The following is a 22,080-nucleotide window of genomic DNA, read 5'->3' on the forward strand; positions in this document are numbered from 1 at the left end:
CATGGTTATCGTTCGTTCCGACCATCGCCTCGGCGATCGTCCCCCGCCGAGGCGGAAAGGAAAAGGAGGATCGTTTTGAACAGTTCAGAGTATGAAATCCTCGCCGTTTTGGCGGAAGAATTGAATATGAGGAAAGCGGCCGCCCGGCTGTATGTGACGCAGTCGGCGTTGTCTCAACGGCTGCAGGCGATCGAAGCGGGCTGGAATGTGAAAATATTTATCCGGTCTCCGCGAGGGTTGCTGTTAACGCCAGAGGGGGAAAAAATCGTCCAACTGGCGAAAGAAACCGTGCAGAAAACGAAGCGAGTCAAAGAGGAGATCCAACGACGGGTCGGACAAATCAGCGGGACGTTAACGATAGCGGTCACGTCCATTGTTGCCCAGCATTGGCTGCCCCCCGTTTTAAAAACATTCATCAAATTATATCCGGATGTCAACGTTTCGTTGACGACGGGATGGACAAGCGAAGTGCTAAGTCATATGTACGAAAATCGGTTTCAGCTTGGGATTGTTCGCGGAGAGCCGAACTGGAGCGGGATCGCGACGCGGCTATTTACCGATCAGCTCTATTTGGTCGACCAAGAAATTCACGATTTGGAGCAACTGCGCCACACCGAGCGCCCGTTCATTCAATTTAAAAGTGATTCGACTTATTCGCTGCATATTCAACAATGGTGGCATGAACAATTTCAAGCTTTGCCGGCGCGCACAGTGATGGTCGATCAAATTGAAACGTGCAAACAGCTCGCTTATCATGGCGTTGGTTATGCGATTTTACCGGAAATCGCTTTAGATGACCGCGAACAATATGTTGTTCATATGATACCGTTAAAAAATAAGCGCGGTGAGCCAATGACGAGAGATACGTGGCTGATCAGCTCGGAAGCGGCGTGGCAGCTTCCGCAAGTACAAGCCTTCGAAAAGGTGCTGCGCCGTTTTGTCCCGTGAATTTATGCTTGTCACGATGAACTCTCGTTTGCTAAAGTAAAAAAGAATACAGCTGCAAAGGAGGATGTCGCCCATGAAGATGATGGACGCCAATGAAATCATTTCGTTTATTCAAAACAGCAAAAAATCCACGCCTGTGAAGGTATACATAAAAGGAGAGCTTGATGGCATCGATTTCGGCCCAAGCGCGAAAACGTTTATGACCGGCAACGTCGGCATCGTGTTTGGCGAATGGCAAGACATTCAAGCCGCCATCGAGGCGAATCAAGACAAAATCGAAGACTATGTCGTCGAAAACGACCGCCGCAACTCGGCCATTCCGCTCTTGGATTTGAAAGGCATCAAGGCGCGCATCGAGCCGGGAGCGATCATCCGCGACCATGTCGAAATCGGCGACAACGCCGTCATTATGATGGGAGCGGTGATCAACATCGGCGCCGTCGTCGGCGAAGGAACGATGATCGACATGAACGCCGTGCTCGGCGGCCGGGCGACGGTCGGGAAAAACTGCCATATCGGTGCTGGTGCCGTGTTGGCGGGCGTGATCGAGCCGCCATCGGCTAAGCCGGTTGTCATTGAAGATGATGTGCTTGTCGGGGCGAACGCCGTCATTTTAGAAGGCGTCACCGTCGGCAAAGGGGCGGTCGTCGCTGCGGGCGCGGTCGTCGTCGAAGACGTGCCGCCGTATACGGTTGTCGCCGGCGTGCCGGCGCGCGTCATTAAGCAAATCGACGAGCAAACGCGAGCGAAAACGGAGATGAAACAAGAGCTTCGCCAATTATAAATCACAACAAAGGCTGTCCCTTGATGAGGACAGCTTTTTTCCCATGGAGGAGAAGATGATGAAAGCGATCAGCCGATTTGTCGCCATTCGCCGCGACTTGCATCAAATCCCGGAGCTTGGGTTTCAGGAGGTTAAGACGCAGCACTATTTGCTGCGCTATATCCAATCGTTGCCGCAAGAGCGGCTTCAAGTCCGGACGTGGAAAACCGGAATTTTTGTCAAAGTCAACGGAACGTCACCGCGCAAAACGATCGGCTACCGCGCCGATATGGATGGGCTCCCGATTCGCGAGGAGACGGGCTTGCCGTATCGGTCGACGCATGACGGCTGCATGCATGCGTGCGGCCACGATGTCCATATGAGCATCGCCCTTGGCGTGCTCACCCATTTTGCTCATCATCCAATTCAAGATGACTTGCTGTTTATTTTCCAGCCGGCGGAGGAAGGACCGGGCGGGGCCAAGCCGATGATCGAAAGCGACATCATGCAGGAATGGAAGCCGGATATGATCCTTGCCCTGCATATTGCCCCGGAATATCCGGTCGGCACGATCGCAACGAAAGAAGGGCTGCTGTTTGCCAATACGTCGGAGCTGTTTATCGACTTGAAGGGAAAAGGCGGCCACGCGGCGTTTCCGCATTTGGCGAATGACATGGTCGTCGCCGCTTGCGCGTTGGTGACGCAGCTGCAGTCGATTGTTGCCCGCAACGTCGACCCGCTTGACAGCGCGGTCATTACGATCGGGAAAATTACCGGCGGGACGGTGCAAAACGTCATCGCCGAGCGCGCTCGGCTCGAGGGAACGATTCGGACGCTGTCGGCCGCGGCGATGCAGAAGGTGAAACGGCGGATTGAAGCGATCGTGCACGGCGTTGAAGTCGCGTACGAATGTGAAGCCGCTATTGATTACGGGGCGATGTACCATCAAGTGTACAACGATCCGGAGCTGACAGCGGAATTTATGAAGTTTGCTGCGGCGCACGGCGGCGTGAATGTCATCAGTTGCAAGGAGGCGATGACCGGCGAAGATTTCGGCTACATGCTGGCCGACATCCCGGGTTTTATGTTTTGGCTCGGCGTTGAGTCGCCATACGGGCTGCACCATGCCAAACTCGCTCCGAACGAGGAAGCGATCGACCGCGCGATTGCGTTTTTGATCGACTATTTTTCTTGGAAGGGGAATTCAGAAGTATAGTTCCACCTCTGACAAGGCACATTATGGGTGAGGAGGTGGAGTGGGATGGCGAAAATTGGTGTTGAGCCATCGCTGACTGATGTGCAAGAAGCGTTGAGAGAACGAGGGCATGACGTTGTGCCCCTCCGTGGGGAGCAAGACGCAAAAGGTTGCGACTGCTGCGTCATTACCGGTTTGGATGCAAACGTTGCCGGCATGCAAAACGCGGTCACGTCCGGCCCGGTGGTGGAAGCGAGCGGGCTCAGCGCGGAAGAGATTTGCCAAAAAGTTGAAGAAAAACTTCGTTGATGATCCAAAAACCGGGCTAGGCGCGCTGACAGCCCGGTTTTTTGTGCGCCAAGCGGCTAGGCTCTCGACACCTAGGAGGCTGGTGAAAAACGGTTGTTTCTTTTGAGCAATGGGGGATCGTTTGAAAGGCGATCGTGATGCGATGAGGCTTTTCTATTTGAAAAACGGGTTTGATAAACGGCTTGTCCGCTTAAATCACCGGTCTCCTAGAAGGCCGGTGATTTACTCGCGCAACTGCTTCCCAGCATTGTTTCTCAAATAGAAAAGCCTTGCAACAATGCAAACTTTTTTCGTCAACTAAAGGAAACCAATGGTTTTCACCAACCGTCTAGAAAGCCGGTGAAAAACCGCTGTCACACCAATTGGCGGCATGATCCATGGGCAATGGTTTGCCCTCCACCCGGGGATGAAAATCCGCGTCAGGACGGCATTTTCACGGAAAGGAAAGCTGATTTTGTAAGGTTTCTCTCATTGAAAAATGGGGGGAACTCAGCAGTATTTTGCTCGAAATCACCGGACTCCTAGTTCGCTTTGATTTTGCCTCGTTGTCAGTGCGGACGCATGGCGGTTTTGACTTCTGGCGGCCAAGAGGATGGTCTTTCACCCCCTAGGCGGAAACAGCAGTCAGTGGCCGCATTTTTGGTACAATAGGGAGAAAGCATTCGGTTACCTACCGCCCCCTATCTTGCGTCAGTGGCCGCATTTTTTGGTACAATAGGAGCGAAGAACGATGAATTGACGAACGATGGAGGAGAAACGATGAAAAAGAAACAATTTGCCGTCATCGGACTCGGGCGTTTTGGCGGAAGCATTTGCCGCACATTGAGCGAACAAGGAATGGAAGTGCTCGCCATCGACATTGATGAGGATCGGGTGAACGAGTTTGCATCCATCGCTTCGCACGCCGTCGTCGGTGATACGACCGATGAAAACGTGCTGAAAAGCTTAGGGATCCGCAACTTTGATCACGTCATTGTCGCGATCGGCGACAATATTCAGGCGAGCATTTTAACGACGCTCATTTTAAAAGAGCTCGGTGTCGACCATATTACCGTCAAGGCGACCAATGACTATCATGAGAAAGTGCTGAAAAAAATCGGTGCCGATCAAATCGTGCACCCGGAGCGGGATATGGGCGAACGGATTGCCCATAATTTGATTTCCAACAACGTGTTGGATTATTTGGAGCTCTCTGATCAATATAGCATCGTCGAGATCGTGGCGAGCCAACGGCTTGACGGTCATTCGCTTTTGGAACTCGATATTCGCGCCCGCTACGGCATCAACATCGTCGCCATCAAGCGCGGGGCGAGCGTCATCGTGTCGCCGCTCGCCTCGGAAATCATCCGCAAAGGCGATGTGTTGGTTGTGATCGGCGCCGACAGCGACATCGACCGATTTGAGGAAGAAGTCGTCGGGTGACGGTGAATCGGAGACGTCGGCAGCGAAAAAAAGGGCTGTCCGATCAGTCCCTAATAATGAAGCAAGTGGAGAAAACGATTCGTTCTCTCCACTTGCTTTTCTATTTTTCGATATTGATCTGAAAGTAGTCGGCGGATGCCACAATCCTTTTTTAGGAGGCTGGCGATTGACTCGCCTAACCGCTTCTCGGCATCGTTTCTCAAGTAGAAACCGTTGTTGCCTCCCCCGCTACAATCACCGATCAAGGGAAATGGCGATTTTTCGCCAACCTGTTAGATTTCCATGATGATCGGCAAAATCATCGGCCGCCGTTTTGTCCGCTCGTACAAGAACGGGGCGAGCGTTTCGGTAATTTCATTTTTAATTTCCGACCATTGGTTCGTTTTTCGTTCGAGCACTTTCGCGAGATGTTTGGCAATAAGCGCCTGCGCTTCGTTGATCAAATCGCCTGATTCGCGCATATAGACGAAGCCGCGAGAGATAATATCAGGGCCGGCGGCGATTTTAAAGTCTTTCATGTTGATGCTGACGACGACGATCACGAGCCCTTCCTCTGACAAAATGCGGCGGTCGCGCAAGACGATGTTGCCGATGTCGCCGACGCCGCTGCCATCGATGTAGACCGAACCGGACGGAATTTTGCCGACGATGCGCGCTTCTTTGTCGCTGATGCCGAGCACTTCGCCGTTGTCCATAATAAAGCAGTTTTCCTCCGGCACGCCGCAGTCGATGGCGAGCTTGGCGTGCATTTTTTGCATCCGGTATTCGCCGTGGATCGGCATGAAATATTTCGGCTTCATCAACCGGATCATCAGCTTTTGCTCTTCTTGTCCGCCGTGCCCGGAGGTGTGGATATCGTTGAGCGGCCCATGAATCACTTCGGCGCCGGCTCGGTATAGCATGTTGATCGTTCGGTTGACGCTCACGGTGTTGCCCGGGATCGGCGATGAAGAAAAGACGACCGTGTCGCCCGGGATGATTTGAATTTGCCGGTGCGTGCCGCTCGCGATGCGCGACAAGGCGGCCATCGGTTCCCCTTGACTGCCGGTGCACAAAATCGTCACCCGATGCGCTGGCAGGCGGTTGATTTCGTTCGCGTCGACGAACGTGCCTTTCGGGCATTTAATGTAGCCGAGATCTTGTCCGATTTCAATGGCCGCTTCCATGCTGCGGCCGAAGACGGCGATTTTCCGGTTGTTGGCGACAGCCGCTTCCGTCACTTGTTGAAGCCGATGGATGTTGGAAGCAAAAGTGGCGAAAATGATGCGCCCTTCCACTTTGCGAAAAATGTCGTGGATGCTTTCGCCGACGCGCCGTTCGGACATCGTAAAATGCGGAATTTCGCTGTTTGTGCTGTCCGACATGAGGCAAAGGACGCCTTCTTTCCCGATTTCGGCCATTTTTGTCAAGTTGGCCGGCTCGCCAACGGGAGTAAAGTCGAATTTGAAATCTCCGGTATGGACGATTTGGCCAACCGGCGTTTTGACGACGATGCCGTAGCTGTCCGGAATGCTGTGTGTCGTCCGGAAAAAGGTAACGGCCGTTTTTTGAAAGCGGATGACATCGTCTTCGCGAATTTCAATAAGCTTTGCTTGGCGCAGCAACCCGTGCTCTTCCAATTTGTTGCGAATCAGCCCGAGCGCCAGTTTGCCGCCGTAAATCGGGATGTTCACCTGCCGGAGCAAGTACGGAATGCCGCCAATGTGGTCTTCGTGCCCGTGGGTGATGAACAGCCCTTTCACCTTGTCGGCATGCTTTACTAAATACGAATAGTCGGGAATGACGTAATCGATGCCGAGTAACTCATCTTCCGGAAACTTGATGCCCGCGTCAATCACGATAATTTCATCTTGGAATTGTACGCCGTATGTATTTTTGCCGATTTCACCCAGTCCGCCGAGGGCAAAAACGCCAACTTGTTCGTCTGTCAATAGTTTCATGATGACGTCTCCAATACTTGAAAATTAGGGCTTTTCTTTTCGTAGTCTAAATGCGCTCCCTCTAACGGCTGAATATATTCGATGTTGATCGAACGGCCATCGAGCTTTCGGCGTACTTCCCGCTCTGATTCTGCTTCGATATAGAGCGTTTTTGTTTTTTCTCTTACGGGCACCTCGTCCGCGTTTTCTTGGTAAAACACTTTGAAAATCATCGCAAAATCTCTCCTTATCGTGCAATCGTTGCTTTATTTATTATATAGGAATGGAATGCCATTTTCATGTGTTTTGTTGCAAAAAGCAAAAAAACAGGCCGACGATATGTACATCTTTGACGAACATCGGCCGTTTCATTCGTCAAAGTGGGAAAAGAAGCCCTTCAAGCGGAAGGGCTGTCGTTGTAGCGGTTAGGCGATTGATTTTTTTCGGAGCAGATCTTTCCACTGTTGAAGCAGCTTTTTTTTCAGCTTTTTCAACATGTTTCATCACTCCTTACCTTTTATTGTACTCATTTTGTGGCGAAAGTAAATGTTCTATTATATATGATATGTAGACAAGGGCTTGTTTTTCATGGGTAAAAATGGAACCTCGCGTCTTTTCGATTGACATTTTTGCGCTTTTTCAGTACGGTAAACGAATGAAGAATCGATTTTCAGCAAGGGGAAGAGAACATGGATCAAAAAATGGTGTTTTTCGATATCGATGGGACGCTGCTTGACGAACGAAAACAGCTGCCGCCGTCAACGATCGAGGCGATCCGGCGCTTGAAGCAATCGGGCGTGTATGTCGCCATTGCCACAGGGCGAGCGCCGTTTATGTTTGAGCACGTGCGCAAGCAGCTTGGCATCGATTCGTTCGTCAGCTTTAACGGTCAATATGTGGTGTTCGAGGGGACTGTTCTACACAAACAGCCGCTTCGCCGCGAGAAGCTTCGGGAGCTGGCCCGCGCCGCTCATGAAAACGGCCACCCGCTCGTTTTTATGGATGCTGAAGAAATGCGGGCCAGCGTCGGCGACCATCCGCACATTCACGTCAGCATGGGCAGCTTAAAATTTGCCCATCCGCCTGTTGATCCCCTCTACTATGAAAACAATGACATTTATCAAGCGCTGCTGTTTTGTCACGCGGCGGAGGAACAGCCGTATGTGCACCAGTATCCGGAATTCCGCTTTGTCCGTTGGCACGACGTTTCGACCGATGTGCTGCCAGCAGGAGGCTCGAAGGCGGAAGGCATTCGCCTGATGATCAAAAAGCTCGGGATCGATAAGAAGAATGTGTATGCGTTCGGCGACGGATTGAATGACATTGAAATGCTCTCGTTCGTCGGAACCGGGGTGGCCATGGGCAACGCCCATGAGGAAGTGAAAAGGGTCGCCGACTTCGTTACGAAGTCGGTCGATCAGGAAGGCATTTGGTATGGATTGAAACAGCTGCAGCTCATCCGATGAAAAAGCGGCCTTGGCCTTTTCGGCTGGGCCGCTCGCCATTTATAGGGGGCTTTTAGCGCCCAATTGGAATCGCCCCGTCCGGAACTTGAAACGGATCATCGGGATTGATGCGGTCATAGAACATAATGCCGTTTAAGTGATCGATTTCATGCTGAAAGACGATCGCCGGCAACCCTTTTAAGCGCAGTGTGACGTCTTCGCCGTCGATCGTCGTCCCGGTCACAGTGATGCGCGCATAGCGCGGCACATATCCCGGCACGTCGCGGTCGACCGACAGGCATCCTTCCCCGGTCGTCAAGTAGCACTGCTGAACGGAGTGGCTAACGATTTTCGGATTGAACAGCGCGTAGCTGTGCAATGTCCCGTTTTCATCGGTGATATGGACGGCGATCATCCGCTTTGAGACGTTGATTTGCGGGGCGGCGAGCCCAATGCCGGGCCGCAGCCCGTATTTGGCTGCCAGCTCAGGGTCTTGACTCATTTTCACATAGTCGAGCAAGCTTTGCAAAATGCGCTGATCTTCTTGCGAAGGCGGCAGCGGAACAGGTTCAGCCACTTTCCGCAGCGTCGGATGCCCTTCTTTAATAATATCTTTCATCGTGATCATTCGCTCGTTTCACTCCTTGTCTTCGGCGTCGCTGTCTATCGTCTAGTCTAACAAAACGCCCACCGTGCGTAAATGAAAATGCAACGGAACGGATACATTATTGGAGAATAAAGAAGTTCAGCAACAAAAATCAGAAAAATGCTTTCATTTCCTTGACCAAATCATCATGCATCTTCTATTGTGGGAAAATATAGTACAGGACTTAGACAGGGTTCGGTTCATGTAATATAACAGTTTTGGTCGAGAAGTTTTTTTATCCAAATTCATCCATAGAAAAGAAAGAGAATCGTGATAAATCAAAGTCGTTGACGGTTGGAAAAAGAACGTGTAAACTAAAACTTGCAAATGCACGTTGTATTAGTCGGGACAAAAAAAACAGTAATACAGGTTTGGCGTCTCGTTTTGTGACCGAGGGCGCCTGCGGGTGATTGTTTTTTTATTTCTTCTTCCGTTTGGGTACAGTAATAGTATATGGATGGATGCAGCCAAATTTCCAAATTACCGATGAAAGGCAGAGGTGAACAAAATGGGTGTGAAAACCTCCCAATTTCGATTCGCGGAGCAGCTCGAGAAAGTGGCCGAGCAGTTTCCGATGTTCCAAATTTTGAATGAAAAAGGCGAAGTCACTAACGAAGAGGCGATGCCGGAGTTAAGCGATGAGCAGCTGAAAGAGCTGATGCGCCGCATGGTGTATACGCGCATCCTTGACCAGCGCTCCATTTCGTTGAACCGCCAAGGGCGCCTCGGCTTTTACGCGCCGACTGCCGGACAAGAGGCGAGCCAAATCGGCAGCCATTTTGCGCTTGAAAAGGAAGATTTCATTTTGCCGGGGTATCGTGACGTTCCGCAAATCATTTGGCACGGGCTGCCGCTGTATCAAGCGTTTTTGTTCTCGCGCGGTCATTTTCACGGCAACCAAATTCCGGAAGGTGTCAACGTCTTGCCGCCGCAAATCATCATCGGGGCTCAATACATCCAAGCGGCTGGCGTGGCGCTCGGCCTGAAAATGCGGGGCAAAAAAGCGGTAGCCATTACATATACGGGTGACGGCGGCACATCGCAAGGCGATTTCTACGAAGGGATCAACTTTGCGGGGGCGTTTCAAGCGCCGGCCATCTTCGTCGTGCAAAACAACCGCTTTGCCATTTCGACGCCGGTTGAAAAGCAGACGGTCGCCAAAACGTTGGCGCAAAAAGCGGTCGCGGCCGGCATTCCGGGCATTCAAGTCGACGGCATGGATGTGCTGGCGGTTTACGCAGCGGTGAAAGCAGCTCGCGAGCGCGCGGTGAACGGCGAAGGGCCGACGCTCATCGAAACGCTTTGCTTCCGTTACGGTCCGCACACGATGTCCGGCGACGATCCGACGCGCTATCGTTCGAAAGAGCTCGAAAACGAATGGGCGAAAAAAGACCCGCTGGTGCGTTTCCGCAAGTTTTTAGAAGCGAAAGGGTTGTGGAGCGAAGAAGAAGAAAATCGCGTCATCGAGCAGGCGAAAGAGGACATCAAAGAGGCGATCAAAAAAGCGGATGAGACGCCGAAACAAAAAGTGACCGACTTGATCAGCATCATGTACGAAGAGTTGCCGTTCAACTTGAAAGAGCAGTACGAAATTTATAAAGAGAAGGAGTCGAAGTAAGCCATGGCGCAAATGACAATGGTTCAAGCGATCACCGATGCGCTGCGCATCGAGTTGAAAAACGATCCGAACGTGCTCGTGTTTGGGGAAGACGTTGGGGTCAACGGCGGCGTCTTTCGGGCCACGGAAGGCCTGCAAGCGGAATTTGGTGAAGAGCGCGTCTTTGATACGCCGCTGGCCGAATCGGGGATCGGCGGCTTGGCGATCGGCTTGGCCTTGCAAGGATTCCGCCCGGTGCCGGAAATTCAGTTTTTCGGCTTCGTCTATGAAGTGATGGATTCGATTTGCGGACAAATGGCGCGCATCCGCTACCGCACCGGCGGCCGTTACCATATGCCGATTACGGTTCGTTCGCCGTTCGGCGGCGGCGTCCATACGCCGGAATTGCACTCGGACAGTTTGGAAGGGCTTGTCGCCCAGCAGCCGGGGCTGAAGGTCGTGATTCCGTCGACGCCGTATGACGCCAAAGGGCTGCTCATTTCGGCGATCCGCGACAACGATCCGGTCATTTTCCTTGAACATTTGAAGCTGTACCGTTCGTTCCGCCAAGAAGTGCCGGAGGGCGAGTATACGATTCCGATCGGCAAGGCGGACATTAAGCGCGAAGGAAAAGATATTACGATCATCGCGTACGGGGCCATGGTGCATGAATCGTTAAAAGCGGCGGCAGAATTAGAGAAGGAAGGCATTTCCGCTGAAGTTGTCGACTTGCGCACCGTGCAGCCGCTCGATATCGAAACGATCATCGGTTCGGTGGAGAAAACAGGCCGCGCCATCGTCGTTCAAGAAGCGCAGCGGCAGGCCGGCATCGCCGCCAACGTGGTCGCCGAAATTAACGAACGGGCCATTTTAAGCCTTGAAGCGCCGGTGCTTCGCGTTGCCGCACCAGATACGGTGTATCCGTTCGCCCAAGCGGAATCGGTGTGGCTGCCGAACTTTAAAGATGTGATCGAGACGGCGAAAAAAGCGATCAACTTCTAATCAGGACAAGCCGGGGGAACGAAGCGCTCTCCCCCGCTCATTTTCGGCAAACGATAGGAGGTCGACCTACAGTGGCATTTGAATTTAAGCTGCCGGACATTGGCGAAGGCATTCATGAAGGCGAGATCGTCAAATGGTTCGTCAAGCCGGGGGATGAAGTGAACGAAGATGACGTATTGTGCGAAGTGCAAAACGACAAGGCGGTCGTGGAAATTCCCTCCCCGGTGAAAGGGAAAGTGCTTGAGATCGTCGTCCCGGAAGGAACGGTGGCGACGGTCGGACAAACGCTCATTACGCTCGATGCGCCCGGATATGAAAACATGACGTTTAAAGGGCAAGAGCACGAAGAAGAGACGAAAAAAGAGGAAAAAGCGGAAACGGTGTCGAAAGAGGAAAACGGTGGGACCGCCGCTTCAGCTGCCGCCGACGCGGAACCGAACCGCCGCGTCATCGCGATGCCGTCCGTGCGCAAATATGCGCGGGAAAAAGGCGTGGACATCCGGCTTGTGCAAGGAACGGGCAAAAACGGCCGCGTTTTGAAAGAAGACATTGACACCTTCCTCGCCGGCGGCGCAAAAGCTGCAGCTCCTTCGGCAGCGCAAGCGCCGGAAGAGAAAGCAGCGCCGCAAGCGCCAACGGCGAAACCGGTTGTGCCGGAAGGCGAATTCCCGGAAACGCGCGAGAAAATGAGCGGCATCCGTCGCGCGATCGCCAAGGCGATGGTGCATTCGAAACATACGGCTCCGCACGTGACGCTCATGGACGAAGTCGACGTGACGAAGCTCGTTGCTCATCGGAAAAAGTTCAAAGCGATCGCGGCGGACAAAGGAATCAAGCTGACGTTCTTGCCGTACGTCGTCAAAGCGCTTGTTTCCGCGCTGCGTGAATATCCGGCGCTCAATACGTCCATTGACGATGCCAGCGAAGAAATCATCCATAAGCACTATTACAACATCGGCATCGCCGCTGACACGGACCGCGGCTTGCTCGTCCCGGTCATTAAACATGCCGACCGGAAGCCGATTTTCGCCTTGGCGAAGGAAATCAACGAACTCGCGGAAAAAGCGCGCGACGGCAAGCTGGCGCCAAATGAAATGAAAGGCGCCTCGTGCACGATCACGAACATCGGCTCGGCCGGCGGGCAATGGTTCACTCCGGTCATCAACCATCCGGAAGTGGCGATTCTCGGCATCGGCCGCATCGCGGAAAAACCGATCGTCCGCGACGGAGAAATTGTCGCCGCACCGGTCTTGGCGCTCTCGCTCAGCTTCGACCATCGGATGATCGATGGGGCGACGGCGCAGAAGGCGCTCAACCATATCAAACAGCTGTTAAGCGACCCAGAACTCTTATTAATGGAGGCGTAAAACGATGGTAGTTGGCGATTTTGCAATTGAAACGGAAACGCTCGTCGTCGGCGCCGGCCCTGGCGGTTATGTGGCCGCCATTCGCGCCGCGCAGCTCGGGCAAAAAGTGACGATTGTCGAAAAAGGGAATTTAGGCGGCGTCTGCTTAAACGTCGGCTGCATTCCGTCAAAGGCGTTGATCTCGGCCGGTCACCGGTATGAGCAAGCGAAACATTCCGAAGAGATGGGCATTAAGGCGGAAAACGTCACGGTCGATTTCGCGAAAGTGCAGGAATGGAAAGCAAGCGTCGTCAAAAAGCTGACAAGCGGCGTAGAAGGCTTGCTGAAAGGCAACAAGGTCGAGATTGTCAAAGGGGAAGCGTATTTCGTCGACGCCAACACGGTGCGTGTCGTCAACGGCGACAGCGCGCAGACGTACACGTTTAAAAACGCCATTATCGCGACCGGCTCGCGCCCGATTGAGCTGCCGAACTTCAAGTTTTCCAACCGCATCCTCGATTCGACCGGAGCGCTCAACCTCGGGGAAATCCCGAAATCGCTTGTCGTCATCGGCGGCGGCTACATCGGCATCGAACTTGGCACCGCCTACGCCAACTTCGGGGCGAAAGTGACGATTTTAGAAGGGGCCGGGGAAATTTTATCCGGCTTTGAAAAGCAAATGGTCAGCATCATTAAGCGCCGTTTGCAGAAAAAAGGCGTCGACGTGGTCACGAACGCGCTCGCCAAAGGGGCGGAAGAGCGCGCAGACGGCGTAACGGTCACGTACGAAGCCAACGGCGAAACGAAAACGGTTGACGCGGACTACGTGCTGGTGACGGTCGGCCGCCGTCCGAACACCGACGAGCTCGGCCTTGAACAAATTGGCGTCAAAATGACCGAGCGCGGCTTGATTGAAGTGGACGACCAATGCCGCACCAGCGTGCCGAACATTTTTGCCATCGGCGACATCGTTCCGGGACCGGCGCTCGCCCATAAAGCATCGTATGAGGGGAAAGTGGCGGCGGAAGCGATCGCCGGCCACCCGTCGGCGGTCGATTACGTCGCGATTCCGGCGGTCGTCTTCTCCGATCCGGAATGCGCCTCGGTCGGTTACTTTGAGCAGCAAGCGAAAGAGGAAGGCATCGATGTCATCGCGGCGAAGTTCCCGTTTGCCGCCAACGGCCGCGCCTTGTCGCTCAACGATACCGAGGGCTTCGTGAAACTGGTCGTTCGCAAAGAAGACGGCGTCGTCATCGGTGCACAAATCGTCGGCCCGAACGCTTCGGACATGATCGCCGAGCTTGGGCTGGCGATTGAAGCCGGCATGACGGCTGAAGACATCGCCTTGACGATCCACGCCCACCCGACGCTCGGTGAAATCGCCATGGAAGCGGCGGAAGTGGCGCTTGGCACACCGATTCATATTGTCACAAAATAAGCCGAAAGCGGCTGGGCTTGAAACGGTTCAAGCTCAGCCGCTTCGTTTTTTAGCCGGTTTTGATCCACTTTTGTCCCATTCCCATACTATTTTGTGGCCTTGTCTCATATCGTTATGGTAAAGAAACGCGGGAGAAGGGATCAGATGAAAGCGTATGTGGCGTTTTTAGTGCAGATGATGATTTGGAGCAGTTTTTCAATCATTGAGTGGCTGTCCGGACGAGATCGGCCGTTTTTCCGCGGGGTGATGCTATGCGTGTTTATGTATATCGCCTTTTTGTTGGCGCGGCGGCTCGGTCTGGCGACGCGCCAGGCGGCATTGACGACGATTGGGACAGCGGCGGTGTACTTTGCCGGTCAGCAATGGGTGTGGCAAGCGGTGCAGTGACGGAGGGCAGGGGCGGAACGGTCGTCACCCCCGCCCTTTCTCGACGAGAAAAATGTTGTTGCATCGGTGCTGCTTTTCACGCGTATGAAGGAAATTCGCCGTTTTTCATCAGCCTGATGAAGGGGATCTGCCGTTTTTTCACCAGCCTTCAAGGCAAACCGCGGTTTTTCACCGACTTTCTTGACGAATGCCTTCGATCGTTTCACCGGCCGTCTGCCCGTTTATGAGGCGTCAAACACCATCGTCCGGCCGCTAAACAAATGCCATTCGCCGCCAAGCGTTTTGGCCAGCCACCTGCCGAACTCATTCGCCTTGCCTTTGTCTCCGTGCGTGGCGCCCGGCGGCAGCGCGATGTCGATGAAACATTGTTCGCCGGCGGTGCGCACGGAAACGGCCATCCCTCGATACAGGCGGCCGTCGCCTTGCAAGTACAGCACTCCTTCGCGCTCATGCACTGTATATGGGAAAGCCGCTTGTTCATACGCCCAGCTTAGCTGTTCTCCCGTCTTGCCGAGCGCCGCCCGGTAGCGTTCAAGCAGCTGTTTCACTTCATCGAGCGCGACGGTTTGTCCTGCCTTCAGTTTCAAGCTTGTTTTCATGCGCCCCTCTCCTTTCGTTCTTTACGTCGATTGTACCACGTTTTTTCTGAATATTGATGAAAAAGTTTCGGAAGGAAGATGATTGGTCTAAATGTGACATACAAATTAGAGTTGACATTCTAAATGTGATATATTATTATAAAATCAACAATGAAATTTATCATCACAAAGGGGTTTTGGGGATGGGCACGATCGTATGCCAAACATGCGAAGCGACGATTGCGTACTTCGAAGATGAAAAAGTGACTACGCTTTACGGTCAATGCGATGGTTGCGGGCATGACGATGACGGTGAAAAAGGGGAGTAAAACGGTCAAACAAAATGGGGGAAGGAATGAAGTAGCGCGCATGTGATGGGGGCACATGCGCGCTGTTTATTTAACAACCGCCCAAACCGGCGAACGCGGCCTAGGCGGCTACCAAATCGGCTTATGTTCCTTAATGACGCGCAACGTTTGCAGCGTATCGTCTTCCGGGCCTTGGACGGGGAGGCCGGCGGCTAAATTCGTCTCGATATAGTTTAAGTTTTCTTCCGTAATAATTTCGCCCGGAATAAAAATCGGAATGCCTGGCGGATACACCATCACAAACTCGGCGATAATCCGCCCGGCCGACTCGCGGAACGGAACGACTTCCGTCTCGGCGTAAAAGGCGTCGCGCGGCGTTAACGCGAGCGCCGGAATGTCCGGGAGAAGCACTTTCGGTTTTACCCCTTCTTCCGCTTGGTGGCTGAATTGTGCCGATAGGCGGCGGAGCGCTTCCACGAGAAGGCCGGCCTCGCGCTCGCTGTCACCGGGGGTGATGATGCACAAAATGTTGTACAAATCGGAAAGCTCGACTTCAATGTTGAACGCTTCCCGCAGCCATTGCTCGGCATCATGGCCGGTCAATCCGAGCTCTTTGACGGAAATGATCAGCTTGGTCGGATCGTAGTCGTAGACCGCTTCCGTGCCTAAAATCTCCTCGCCGACGCAGTACAAATACGGGATTTCATTGATTTGCCGCCGCGTCCAGTCCGCGAGGCGGATGGCGTTGTCGATGAGTTCCCGGCCTTTGGTGGCCAGCTGTTTGCGGGCGACATCGAGCGAAGCAAGCAGCAAATACGACGTCGATGTGGTCGTCAACATGCTGAGAATCGCCTGTACGTGCTTCGCTGAGACGAGTCCCTCACGCACGTTTAAAATCGAGCTTTGCGTCAGCGAGCCGCCGAGTTTGTGAACGCTTGTCGCCGCCATATCGGCACCCGCCTGCATCGCCGAAAGCGGCAAGCGCTCATGAAAATGAATATGAACGCCGTGCGCTTCGTCGACGAGCACCGGAACACCATAGGCGTGCGCGATGTCAACGATTTTTTTCAGATCGCCCGCTATGCCGAAGTACGTCGGGTTGATGACGAGCACCCCTTTGGCATCCGGGTGCTGGCGGAGCGCTTTTTCCACCGCTTGCGGCGTGATGCCGTGGGAAATGCCAAGCTCCTTGTCGATTTCCGGATGAATGAAAATCGGCGTCGCCCCGGAAAAGACAATGGCGGACATCACGGATTTATGGACGTTGCGCGGCACGATGATTTTATCGCCCGGCCCGGCGACCGACATGACCATCGTCATGATGGCGCCGCTCGTTCCTTGCACGGAAAAAAACGTGTAGTCGGCCCCGAACGCTTCGGCGGCGAGCTCTTGGGCCCGTTTGATCATTCCTCGCGGATGGTGCAAATCATCGAGCGGACTGATGTTGATCAAATCCATCGCCAAGGCATTTTCTCCGATAAAAGAGCGAAATTCCGGATCCATGCCGGCCCCTTTTTTATGGCCGGGGATATGGAACTGGACCGGATTTTTTTTTATATGTTCCAACAAACCGGTAAACAACGGTGTTTCAAGCTGCGACAATGGGTTTTCACACCTCTTTACCTAAAAAATAAAACAAATGCATTATAGCATGGATTTTTTCGTTTGCAAAGAAAAAGAAGCGAACGCGGAAACAGGAAAACGAAGAGGAAGTCAAGAATAGGTAGAAAGACGAGATGAAAGAAGGAGATGAGGTTTGATGGAGTGGAAGACGAGAGTGACAGAGCTGCTTGGCATCACCTATCCGATCATTCAAGGCGGGCTCGCCTATTTGGCGTACGCCGATCTGGCCGCCGCTGTCTCGAATGCCGGCGGCCTCGGGCAAATCACGGCCATGTCGCTTGAAAGCCCGGACCGGCTGCGAGAGGAGATTCGCAAGGTGAAAGCGAACACCGATCGCCCGTTTGGCGTCAATTTCGCCATCGGCCAGCACGGCCGTCCGTTCGCCCATATGCTCGAGGCTGCGCTTGAAGAGGGAGTGCCGGTCGTTTCGGTCACCGGGGGCAACCCGGCCCCGTTTTTTGAGCAATTGAAAGGCACGAAGGTGAAAAAGCTTGTTCTGGTGGCCGCTGTCCGCCAAGCGGTAAAAGCGGAAGAGCTCGGGGCGGATGCGGTGATGGTTGTCGGTCAAGAAGGGGGCGGGCATCTCGGCAAACATGACACCGGCACGTTCATTTTGATCCCGAAAGTCGTCGATTCGGTCTCGATTCCGGTCATCGCCTCCGGCGGCATCGCCGATGGCCGCGGGCTGATGGCGGCGTTGGCGCTCGGCGCAGAGGGGATCGAAATGGGAACGCGGTTTATTGCCACGAAAGAATGCGTCCATGCCCATCCGGTTTACAAGGAAATGATTGTGAACGCAACAGAACAGGATACGATCATCATTAAGCGATCGCTCGGAGCGCCGGGGCGGGTGCTCGCCAACGCTTGGGCGGAAAAAATCGTGGAAATCGAACGTCAAGGCGGCACGTACGATGACTTGAAGGAGTATATTAGCGGAGAAGCAAACCGGCGCTTCATTTATGAAGGAAAGGTCGATGAAGGGTTCGCTTGGGCCGGACAGGCGATCGGCCTCATTCGCGACATTCCGTCTGTCGCTGAATTGTTTGCCCGCATGATCGAAGAGGCGGAACAAATTCGGAGCCGCTGGGCAAACTAACAGCGGAGGTGGGAAAATGAGCTATTCGTATCCGTTTTCCTATGAGTGGTCGACGCAAGAAATCATCGATGTCATCAAATTTTTCACGGCGATTGAAACGGCCTATGAACAGGGAATTCGGCGCGAAGAACTGATGAGCCGGTATCGCCGTTTTAAGGAGATCGTCCCGTCGAAAAGCGAGGAGAACCGGCTGTACGCCGAATTCGAGCAAGAAAGCGGCTATTCGTCCTATGCGGTGATGAAGCAGGCGAAAGAGGCGAAAGACGGCGATTGGATTCACCCCGCCCCGAACGGGCCGCAGCGCGGTAGGTAAACACACAAATTAGTTGCATACACCTCTTTTTCCACATAATATAATATAAAACAAAACGAAGCAGGCAAAGGGCGCCGGAGGTTTCGCGGATGACAGGGAAAGGGGTGCGGATGAACATGAAAAAAACCGCCAATTCGCTGAAACGCCCAGACGGGGATAAACGCATGGCGGTGCTGCGGCTCGAGCTCGATTACGAACTTGCGACGCTGTACGAAGCCATGATGGAAAATGATGAGGAAAAGAAAAAAGAATGCAAACGGCGGCTGGAAAAACTGCGCCAAGAACTGATGCGCCTTCAAGTATGATCATCATTCAAGGCGAACCATGCGGTTCGTTTTTTTCTTGACAGCGGTGATGTACATACGAAAGCGAGGAGGAATGGACATGACAGCAAAATGGGATGAAATCGACCAATGTGCCCAGCAATGGATTCGCGAAGCGGGGGAGCGCATCCGCGCCTCGTTTGCCGAAAAGCTGACGATCGAGACGAAAGCGAATGCAAACGATTTGGTGACCAACGTTGACCGCGGCATTGAGCAGTTTTTCGCCGCGCAAATCCGGCGCCGGTTTCCGGACCATCATCTGTTGGGCGAAGAAGGCTTCGGCGATCCGCTCGAGGCGCTTGATGGAATCGTTTGGATCATCGACCCGATTGACGGCACGATGAACTTTGTCCATCAACAGCGTCATTTCGCCGTTTCGATTGGCGTTTTTGCCGACGGCGTCGGCCAGCTCGGCTATGTGTATGACGTCGTCGCTGACGAATTGTATTGGGCGCGAAAGGGACAAGGGGTGTGGCTGAACGGCGCGCCGCTTAGCCGCCTGCGGCCGGTGCCGATCGCGGAATCGGTCATCGCTGTCAATGCGACATGGCTGATGGAAAATCGCCGCCTTGACCATCGCCCGCTTGTGCGGCTGGCGAAAGAGGCGCGCGGCACGCGCTCATACGGGTCGGCGGCTCTCGAGCTCGCGTATGTCGCCGCCGGGCGTTTGGACGCCTATCTTTCGCCGCGGTTGTCGCCGTGGGACTTCGCCGGCGGGATGGTTTTGATTGAGGAAGCGGGCGGAGTTGTGACAAACTTGAACGGCGCGCCGCTTGATTTGCTCGGCCCTAATTCAGTGCTCGCCGCCAAACCGGGAGTGCACGAAGAGATTTTGCAGCGCTATCTTTCGCGTTGACAGCCGCCATGGTGGCGCTCATTGCCCCAAAAGGTTGTCTGCTTTTTTGCCGGATATTTGCGGCCGGCTGCTGGCGGCCGGAAAGCCGGCAAATACGCCGGCGGCCATCATCGAACAAGAGCGGCACAACGTATCGTGCGGAAGAAACAGTCAGAACGTATAATGCAACGAAAGAGGGGCTGACCCAAAAGGCGATTTCCTCTCAAGAAAGACATAGCATATCGTGTGGAGAGGGACAGTTAGTGTCCATATATAGCGATGAGTGAGGGTGTCCCGCCCCTTTGGGACACCCTCCTCGTTCAGCGGCGCGTTCGTTTTTTATGGGCGAACCCAACGCCCATGACAGCGATAAAGATCAGTGTAGAAGCGGCGATGCCGATGGCGCTTTGCTTGGCAATGAAGACGCCGATCGCCATCAAGGCGGCCACCGCGACAATCGAAAGCAGCAGCGGCACAAGCTCGATTCGTTTCATCTCGCGCGGGCGATTCCTCGGCTTAGCAGCGGAAGCAACCGCCTAGAATCCCCTTTCCTCCTTTCGCTTCGTCCTCTTTCGGTCGAACCGCAAGCGGCCCAAGCAGGCCGGCGTTCAGCGGCTGTTTCAGTCTCGTGCATTGACGCGTCTTTTTTAGTTTACCGGAAAATATGCTGATTTTCTATCGTTGTGATATAATAGACAAGCAGTTTGCCAAACAGGAGTGACCGACATTGACGAACAGACGAATGGATATACGCAATATCGCGATCATCGCCCATGTCGACCACGGAAAAACAACGCTTGTCGACCAACTGCTTCGGCAGTCAGGAACGTTCCGCGAGAACGAGCAAGTCGCCGAGCGGGTGTTGGACCGCAACGATTTGGAGCGGGAGCGCGGCATTACGATTTTAGCGAAAAATACGGCCGTTTTGTATAAAGGAACGCGCATCAACATTTTGGATACGCCCGGGCACGCCGATTTCGGCGGAGAGGTAGAGCGGATTATGCGCCTTGTCGACGGGGTGCTGCTCGTTGTCGACGCCTATGAAGGCTGCATGCCGCAAACGCGGTTCGTCTTGAAAAAGGCGTTGGAGCAGCAGCTTGTGCCTATCGTCGTCGTCAATAAAATCGACCGCGAGTTTGCCCGCCCGACGGAAGTTGTCGATGAAGTCATCGATTTGTTGATCGAACTGGGCGCCACCGAAGAGCAGCTCGACTTTCCGGTTGTGTATACATCGGCGCTGCGCGGGACATCAAGCCTTGATCCGGAGCGGCAAGACGGCGATATGACCGCCCTGTTTGAAACGATCATCGATCATATTCCGGCGCCGGTCGATAACCGCGAGGAGCCGTTGCAGTTTCAAGTGGCGCTGCTTGATTACAATGAATACGTCGGGCGCATCGGGATCGGCCGCGTGTTTCGCGGCGCGATGAAAACCGGCTAGCAAGTGGCGCTCATCAAGCGCGACGGATCCGTGAAGCTGTTCCGCGTCACGAAACTGTTCGGGTTCATCGGTTTGAAACGAATCGAAATCGAACAAGCGCAGGCCGGTGACATCGTTGCGATCGCTGGCATGGAAGACATTAACGTCGGTGAAACGGTGTGCCCTCCGGATCACCAAGAGCCGCTGCCGCCGCTGCACATTGATGAACCGACATTGAAAATGACGTTTCTTGTCAACAACAGCCCGTTCGCTGGCCGTGAAGGCAAATACGTGACGGCGAGAAAGCTCGAGGAGCGGCTGCGCACACAGCTCGAAACCGACGTCAGCCTGCGCGTGGAGCCGACCGAGTCGCCGGATGCGTGGATCGTTTCGGGGCGCGGCGAGCTTCATTTGGCGATTTTGATTGAAAGCATGCGCCGCGAAGGGTATGAATTGCAAGTGTCGAAGCCGGAAGTGATTGTCAAAGACATCGATGGCGTTCGCTGCGAACCGATTGAGCGAGTCGTCATTGATATTCCGGAAGAATATACGGGGGCGATTATGGAATCGCTCGGCAGCCGCAAAGGCGAGCTCGTCGACATGGTGCACGGCGACAACGGACAAGTGCGTCTTGTGTTTCATGTGCCATCGCGCGGATTGATCGGTTATCGGAGCGAGTTTTTGTCATTGACGCGCGGCTACGGCATTTTGAACCATTCGTTCGATCATTATGCCCCGCTGCACCCTGGTGCGATTGGCGGCCGCCGTCAAGGCGTGCTCGTTTCAATGGAAACGGGAAAAGCGACGGCCTACAGCATCATGCAGCTGGAAGACCGCGGGACGATTTTCGTTGAACCGGGCACAGAAGTGTATGAAGGAATGATCGTTGGCGAGCATAATCGCGAAAACGACCTCGTCGTCAACATTTGCCGGGAAAAACATGTCACGAATGTGCGCTCTTCGACGAAAGAGCAGACGGTGACGATGAAAAAACCGCGTCTGTTGACGCTTGAAGAGGCGCTCGAATATTTGAGCGACGATGAGTATTGCGAGGTGACGCCCGCTTCGATTCGCTTGCGCAAAAAAATCTTAAGCAAGAGCGAGCGCGAAAAGGCGGAGAAGAAGAAAAAAGCGGCCGAACAGGCGAAATAGCCGACATCGTTCCTT

At 53.8% G+C, this 22,080-nt stretch carries 23 protein-coding genes and 1 pseudogene; 17 read left to right on the forward strand and 7 right to left on the reverse strand.

Features of this window, described 5'->3' with window-relative positions:
• The first annotated feature begins 75 nt into the window (after positions 1-75).
• The 5 genes from B4113_RS16615 to B4113_RS16635 all read left to right on the forward strand — a co-directional run bounded on the left by B4113_RS16615 (position 76) and on the right by B4113_RS16635 (position 4,637).
• Positions 76-948 carry a LysR family transcriptional regulator gene (locus B4113_RS16615; protein WP_033843435.1) on the forward strand — a complete coding sequence of 291 codons (873 nt, stop codon included), beginning with the start codon at positions 76-78 and terminating at the stop codon, positions 946-948.
• Positions 949-1,021: 73 nt separating this feature from the next.
• Positions 1,022-1,732 (forward strand): 2,3,4,5-tetrahydropyridine-2,6-dicarboxylate N-acetyltransferase, encoded by a 711-nt coding sequence (gene dapD / locus B4113_RS16620; RefSeq protein ID WP_033022086.1) that lies wholly within the window; start codon positions 1,022-1,024, stop codon positions 1,730-1,732.
• A 58-nt stretch (positions 1,733-1,790) separates the two neighbouring features.
• Entirely contained in the window at positions 1,791-2,927 is a 1,137-nt protein-coding gene (locus B4113_RS16625; protein ID WP_033843436.1) for an N-acetyldiaminopimelate deacetylase, read from the forward strand.
• Between the two features lie 45 nt (positions 2,928-2,972).
• Positions 2,973-3,215 carry a YkuS family protein gene (locus B4113_RS16630; RefSeq protein ID WP_033022091.1) on the forward strand — a complete coding sequence of 81 codons (243 nt, stop codon included), beginning with the start codon at positions 2,973-2,975 and terminating at the stop codon, positions 3,213-3,215.
• 759 nt (positions 3,216-3,974) lie between these two features.
• Positions 3,975-4,637: a TrkA family potassium uptake protein gene (locus B4113_RS16635; RefSeq protein ID WP_033843437.1), complete on the forward strand. Its 663-nt coding sequence runs from the start codon at positions 3,975-3,977 to the stop codon at positions 4,635-4,637.
• Positions 4,638-4,909: 272 nt separating this feature from the next.
• Here B4113_RS16635 and rnjA read toward each other — a convergent pair whose 3' ends face one another.
• The 3 genes from rnjA to B4113_RS21055 all read right to left on the reverse strand — a co-directional run bounded on the left by rnjA (position 4,910) and on the right by B4113_RS21055 (position 7,060).
• On the reverse strand, positions 4,910-6,577 hold the full coding sequence (rnjA, locus tag B4113_RS16640; protein ID WP_033843438.1) for a ribonuclease J1: 1,668 nt from the start codon (positions 6,575-6,577) through the stop codon (positions 4,910-4,912).
• On the reverse strand, positions 6,574-6,789 hold the full coding sequence (locus B4113_RS16645) for a DNA-dependent RNA polymerase subunit epsilon (RefSeq protein WP_033022097.1): 216 nt from the start codon (positions 6,787-6,789) through the stop codon (positions 6,574-6,576). Before B4113_RS16645 ends, rnjA begins: the two co-directional genes overlap by 4 nt.
• Positions 6,790-6,931: 142 nt before the next feature.
• A complete protein-coding gene (locus B4113_RS21055; protein ID WP_255358743.1) occupies positions 6,932-7,060 on the reverse strand; it encodes a hypothetical protein in 129 nt (42 codons plus the stop codon).
• Positions 7,061-7,245: 185 nt separating this feature from the next.
• On the opposite strand from B4113_RS21055, the gene B4113_RS16650 reads away from it, so the two are divergent.
• Positions 7,246-8,022 (forward strand): Cof-type HAD-IIB family hydrolase, encoded by a 777-nt coding sequence (locus tag B4113_RS16650; protein ID WP_033843439.1) that lies wholly within the window; start codon positions 7,246-7,248, stop codon positions 8,020-8,022.
• A 52-nt stretch (positions 8,023-8,074) separates the two neighbouring features.
• Here B4113_RS16650 and def read toward each other — a convergent pair whose 3' ends face one another.
• Positions 8,075-8,629 (reverse strand): peptide deformylase, encoded by a 555-nt coding sequence (gene def / locus B4113_RS16655; RefSeq protein ID WP_033843440.1) that lies wholly within the window; start codon positions 8,627-8,629, stop codon positions 8,075-8,077.
• 526 nt (positions 8,630-9,155) lie between these two features.
• On the opposite strand from def, the gene pdhA reads away from it, so the two are divergent.
• The 5 genes from pdhA to B4113_RS16680 all read left to right on the forward strand — a co-directional run bounded on the left by pdhA (position 9,156) and on the right by B4113_RS16680 (position 14,417).
• On the forward strand, positions 9,156-10,265 hold the full coding sequence (pdhA, locus tag B4113_RS16660) for a pyruvate dehydrogenase (acetyl-transferring) E1 component subunit alpha (RefSeq protein WP_033843441.1): 1,110 nt from the start codon (positions 9,156-9,158) through the stop codon (positions 10,263-10,265).
• A gap of 3 nt (positions 10,266-10,268) precedes the next feature.
• Positions 10,269-11,246 carry a pyruvate dehydrogenase complex E1 component subunit beta gene (pdhB, locus tag B4113_RS16665; protein ID WP_033022105.1) on the forward strand — a complete coding sequence of 326 codons (978 nt, stop codon included), beginning with the start codon at positions 10,269-10,271 and terminating at the stop codon, positions 11,244-11,246.
• A gap of 71 nt (positions 11,247-11,317) precedes the next feature.
• Positions 11,318-12,613 (forward strand): dihydrolipoamide acetyltransferase family protein, encoded by a 1,296-nt coding sequence (locus B4113_RS16670; protein WP_033843442.1) that lies wholly within the window; start codon positions 11,318-11,320, stop codon positions 12,611-12,613.
• Between the two features lie 4 nt (positions 12,614-12,617).
• Complete coding sequence (lpdA, locus tag B4113_RS16675; RefSeq protein ID WP_033022111.1) at positions 12,618-14,030, forward strand: dihydrolipoyl dehydrogenase; 1,413 nt, start codon at positions 12,618-12,620, stop codon at positions 14,028-14,030.
• A 144-nt stretch (positions 14,031-14,174) separates the two neighbouring features.
• Entirely contained in the window at positions 14,175-14,417 is a 243-nt protein-coding gene (locus tag B4113_RS16680) for a hypothetical protein (RefSeq protein ID WP_033022113.1), read from the forward strand.
• Positions 14,418-14,638: 221 nt separating this feature from the next.
• On the opposite strand, the gene B4113_RS16685 is transcribed toward B4113_RS16680, so the two are convergent.
• A complete protein-coding gene (locus B4113_RS16685; RefSeq protein ID WP_033022115.1) occupies positions 14,639-15,016 on the reverse strand; it encodes a DUF1885 family protein in 378 nt (125 codons plus the stop codon).
• Positions 15,017-15,198: 182 nt separating this feature from the next.
• Here B4113_RS16685 and B4113_RS16690 point away from each other — a divergent pair, with 182 nt between their 5' ends.
• The gene (locus B4113_RS16690) at positions 15,199-15,324 is read left to right on the forward strand and encodes a GapA-binding peptide SR1P (protein ID WP_033022116.1); all 126 of its coding nucleotides are present in this window, start codon (positions 15,199-15,201) and stop codon (positions 15,322-15,324) included.
• Positions 15,325-15,432: 108 nt separating this feature from the next.
• On the opposite strand, the gene B4113_RS16695 is transcribed toward B4113_RS16690, so the two are convergent.
• Positions 15,433-16,905 (reverse strand): aminotransferase class I/II-fold pyridoxal phosphate-dependent enzyme, encoded by a 1,473-nt coding sequence (locus tag B4113_RS16695; RefSeq protein ID WP_033843443.1) that lies wholly within the window; start codon positions 16,903-16,905, stop codon positions 15,433-15,435.
• Positions 16,906-17,062: 157 nt separating this feature from the next.
• On the opposite strand from B4113_RS16695, the gene B4113_RS16700 reads away from it, so the two are divergent.
• The 4 genes from B4113_RS16700 (at position 17,063) to B4113_RS16715 (ending at position 19,514) form a co-directional block, all read left to right on the forward strand.
• Positions 17,063-18,022, forward strand: coding sequence for a nitronate monooxygenase family protein (locus tag B4113_RS16700; RefSeq protein ID WP_033843444.1), 960 nt, complete (start codon positions 17,063-17,065; stop codon positions 18,020-18,022).
• A 16-nt stretch (positions 18,023-18,038) separates the two neighbouring features.
• A complete protein-coding gene (locus B4113_RS16705) occupies positions 18,039-18,335 on the forward strand; it encodes a UPF0223 family protein (RefSeq protein ID WP_033022123.1) in 297 nt (98 codons plus the stop codon).
• An 89-nt stretch (positions 18,336-18,424) separates the two neighbouring features.
• On the forward strand, positions 18,425-18,640 hold the full coding sequence (locus B4113_RS16710) for a hypothetical protein (RefSeq protein ID WP_172418592.1): 216 nt from the start codon (positions 18,425-18,427) through the stop codon (positions 18,638-18,640).
• Positions 18,641-18,719: 79 nt separating this feature from the next.
• A complete protein-coding gene (locus B4113_RS16715; protein ID WP_033843445.1) occupies positions 18,720-19,514 on the forward strand; it encodes an inositol monophosphatase family protein in 795 nt (264 codons plus the stop codon).
• Between the two features lie 299 nt (positions 19,515-19,813).
• Here B4113_RS16715 and B4113_RS19970 read toward each other — a convergent pair whose 3' ends face one another.
• The gene (locus tag B4113_RS19970; RefSeq protein WP_160331385.1) at positions 19,814-19,987 is read right to left on the reverse strand and encodes a DUF5325 family protein; all 174 of its coding nucleotides are present in this window, start codon (positions 19,985-19,987) and stop codon (positions 19,814-19,816) included.
• A 233-nt stretch (positions 19,988-20,220) separates the two neighbouring features.
• Between B4113_RS19970 and typA the strand changes: the two are divergent.
• Positions 20,221-22,065: pseudogene (typA, locus tag B4113_RS16720) on the forward strand (translational GTPase TypA).
• Positions 22,066-22,080: the final 15 nt, after the last annotated feature.

It is taken from the genome of Geobacillus sp. B4113_201601, assembly GCF_001587475.1.
Lineage (GTDB): Bacteria > Bacillota > Bacilli > Bacillales > Anoxybacillaceae > Geobacillus > Geobacillus icigianus.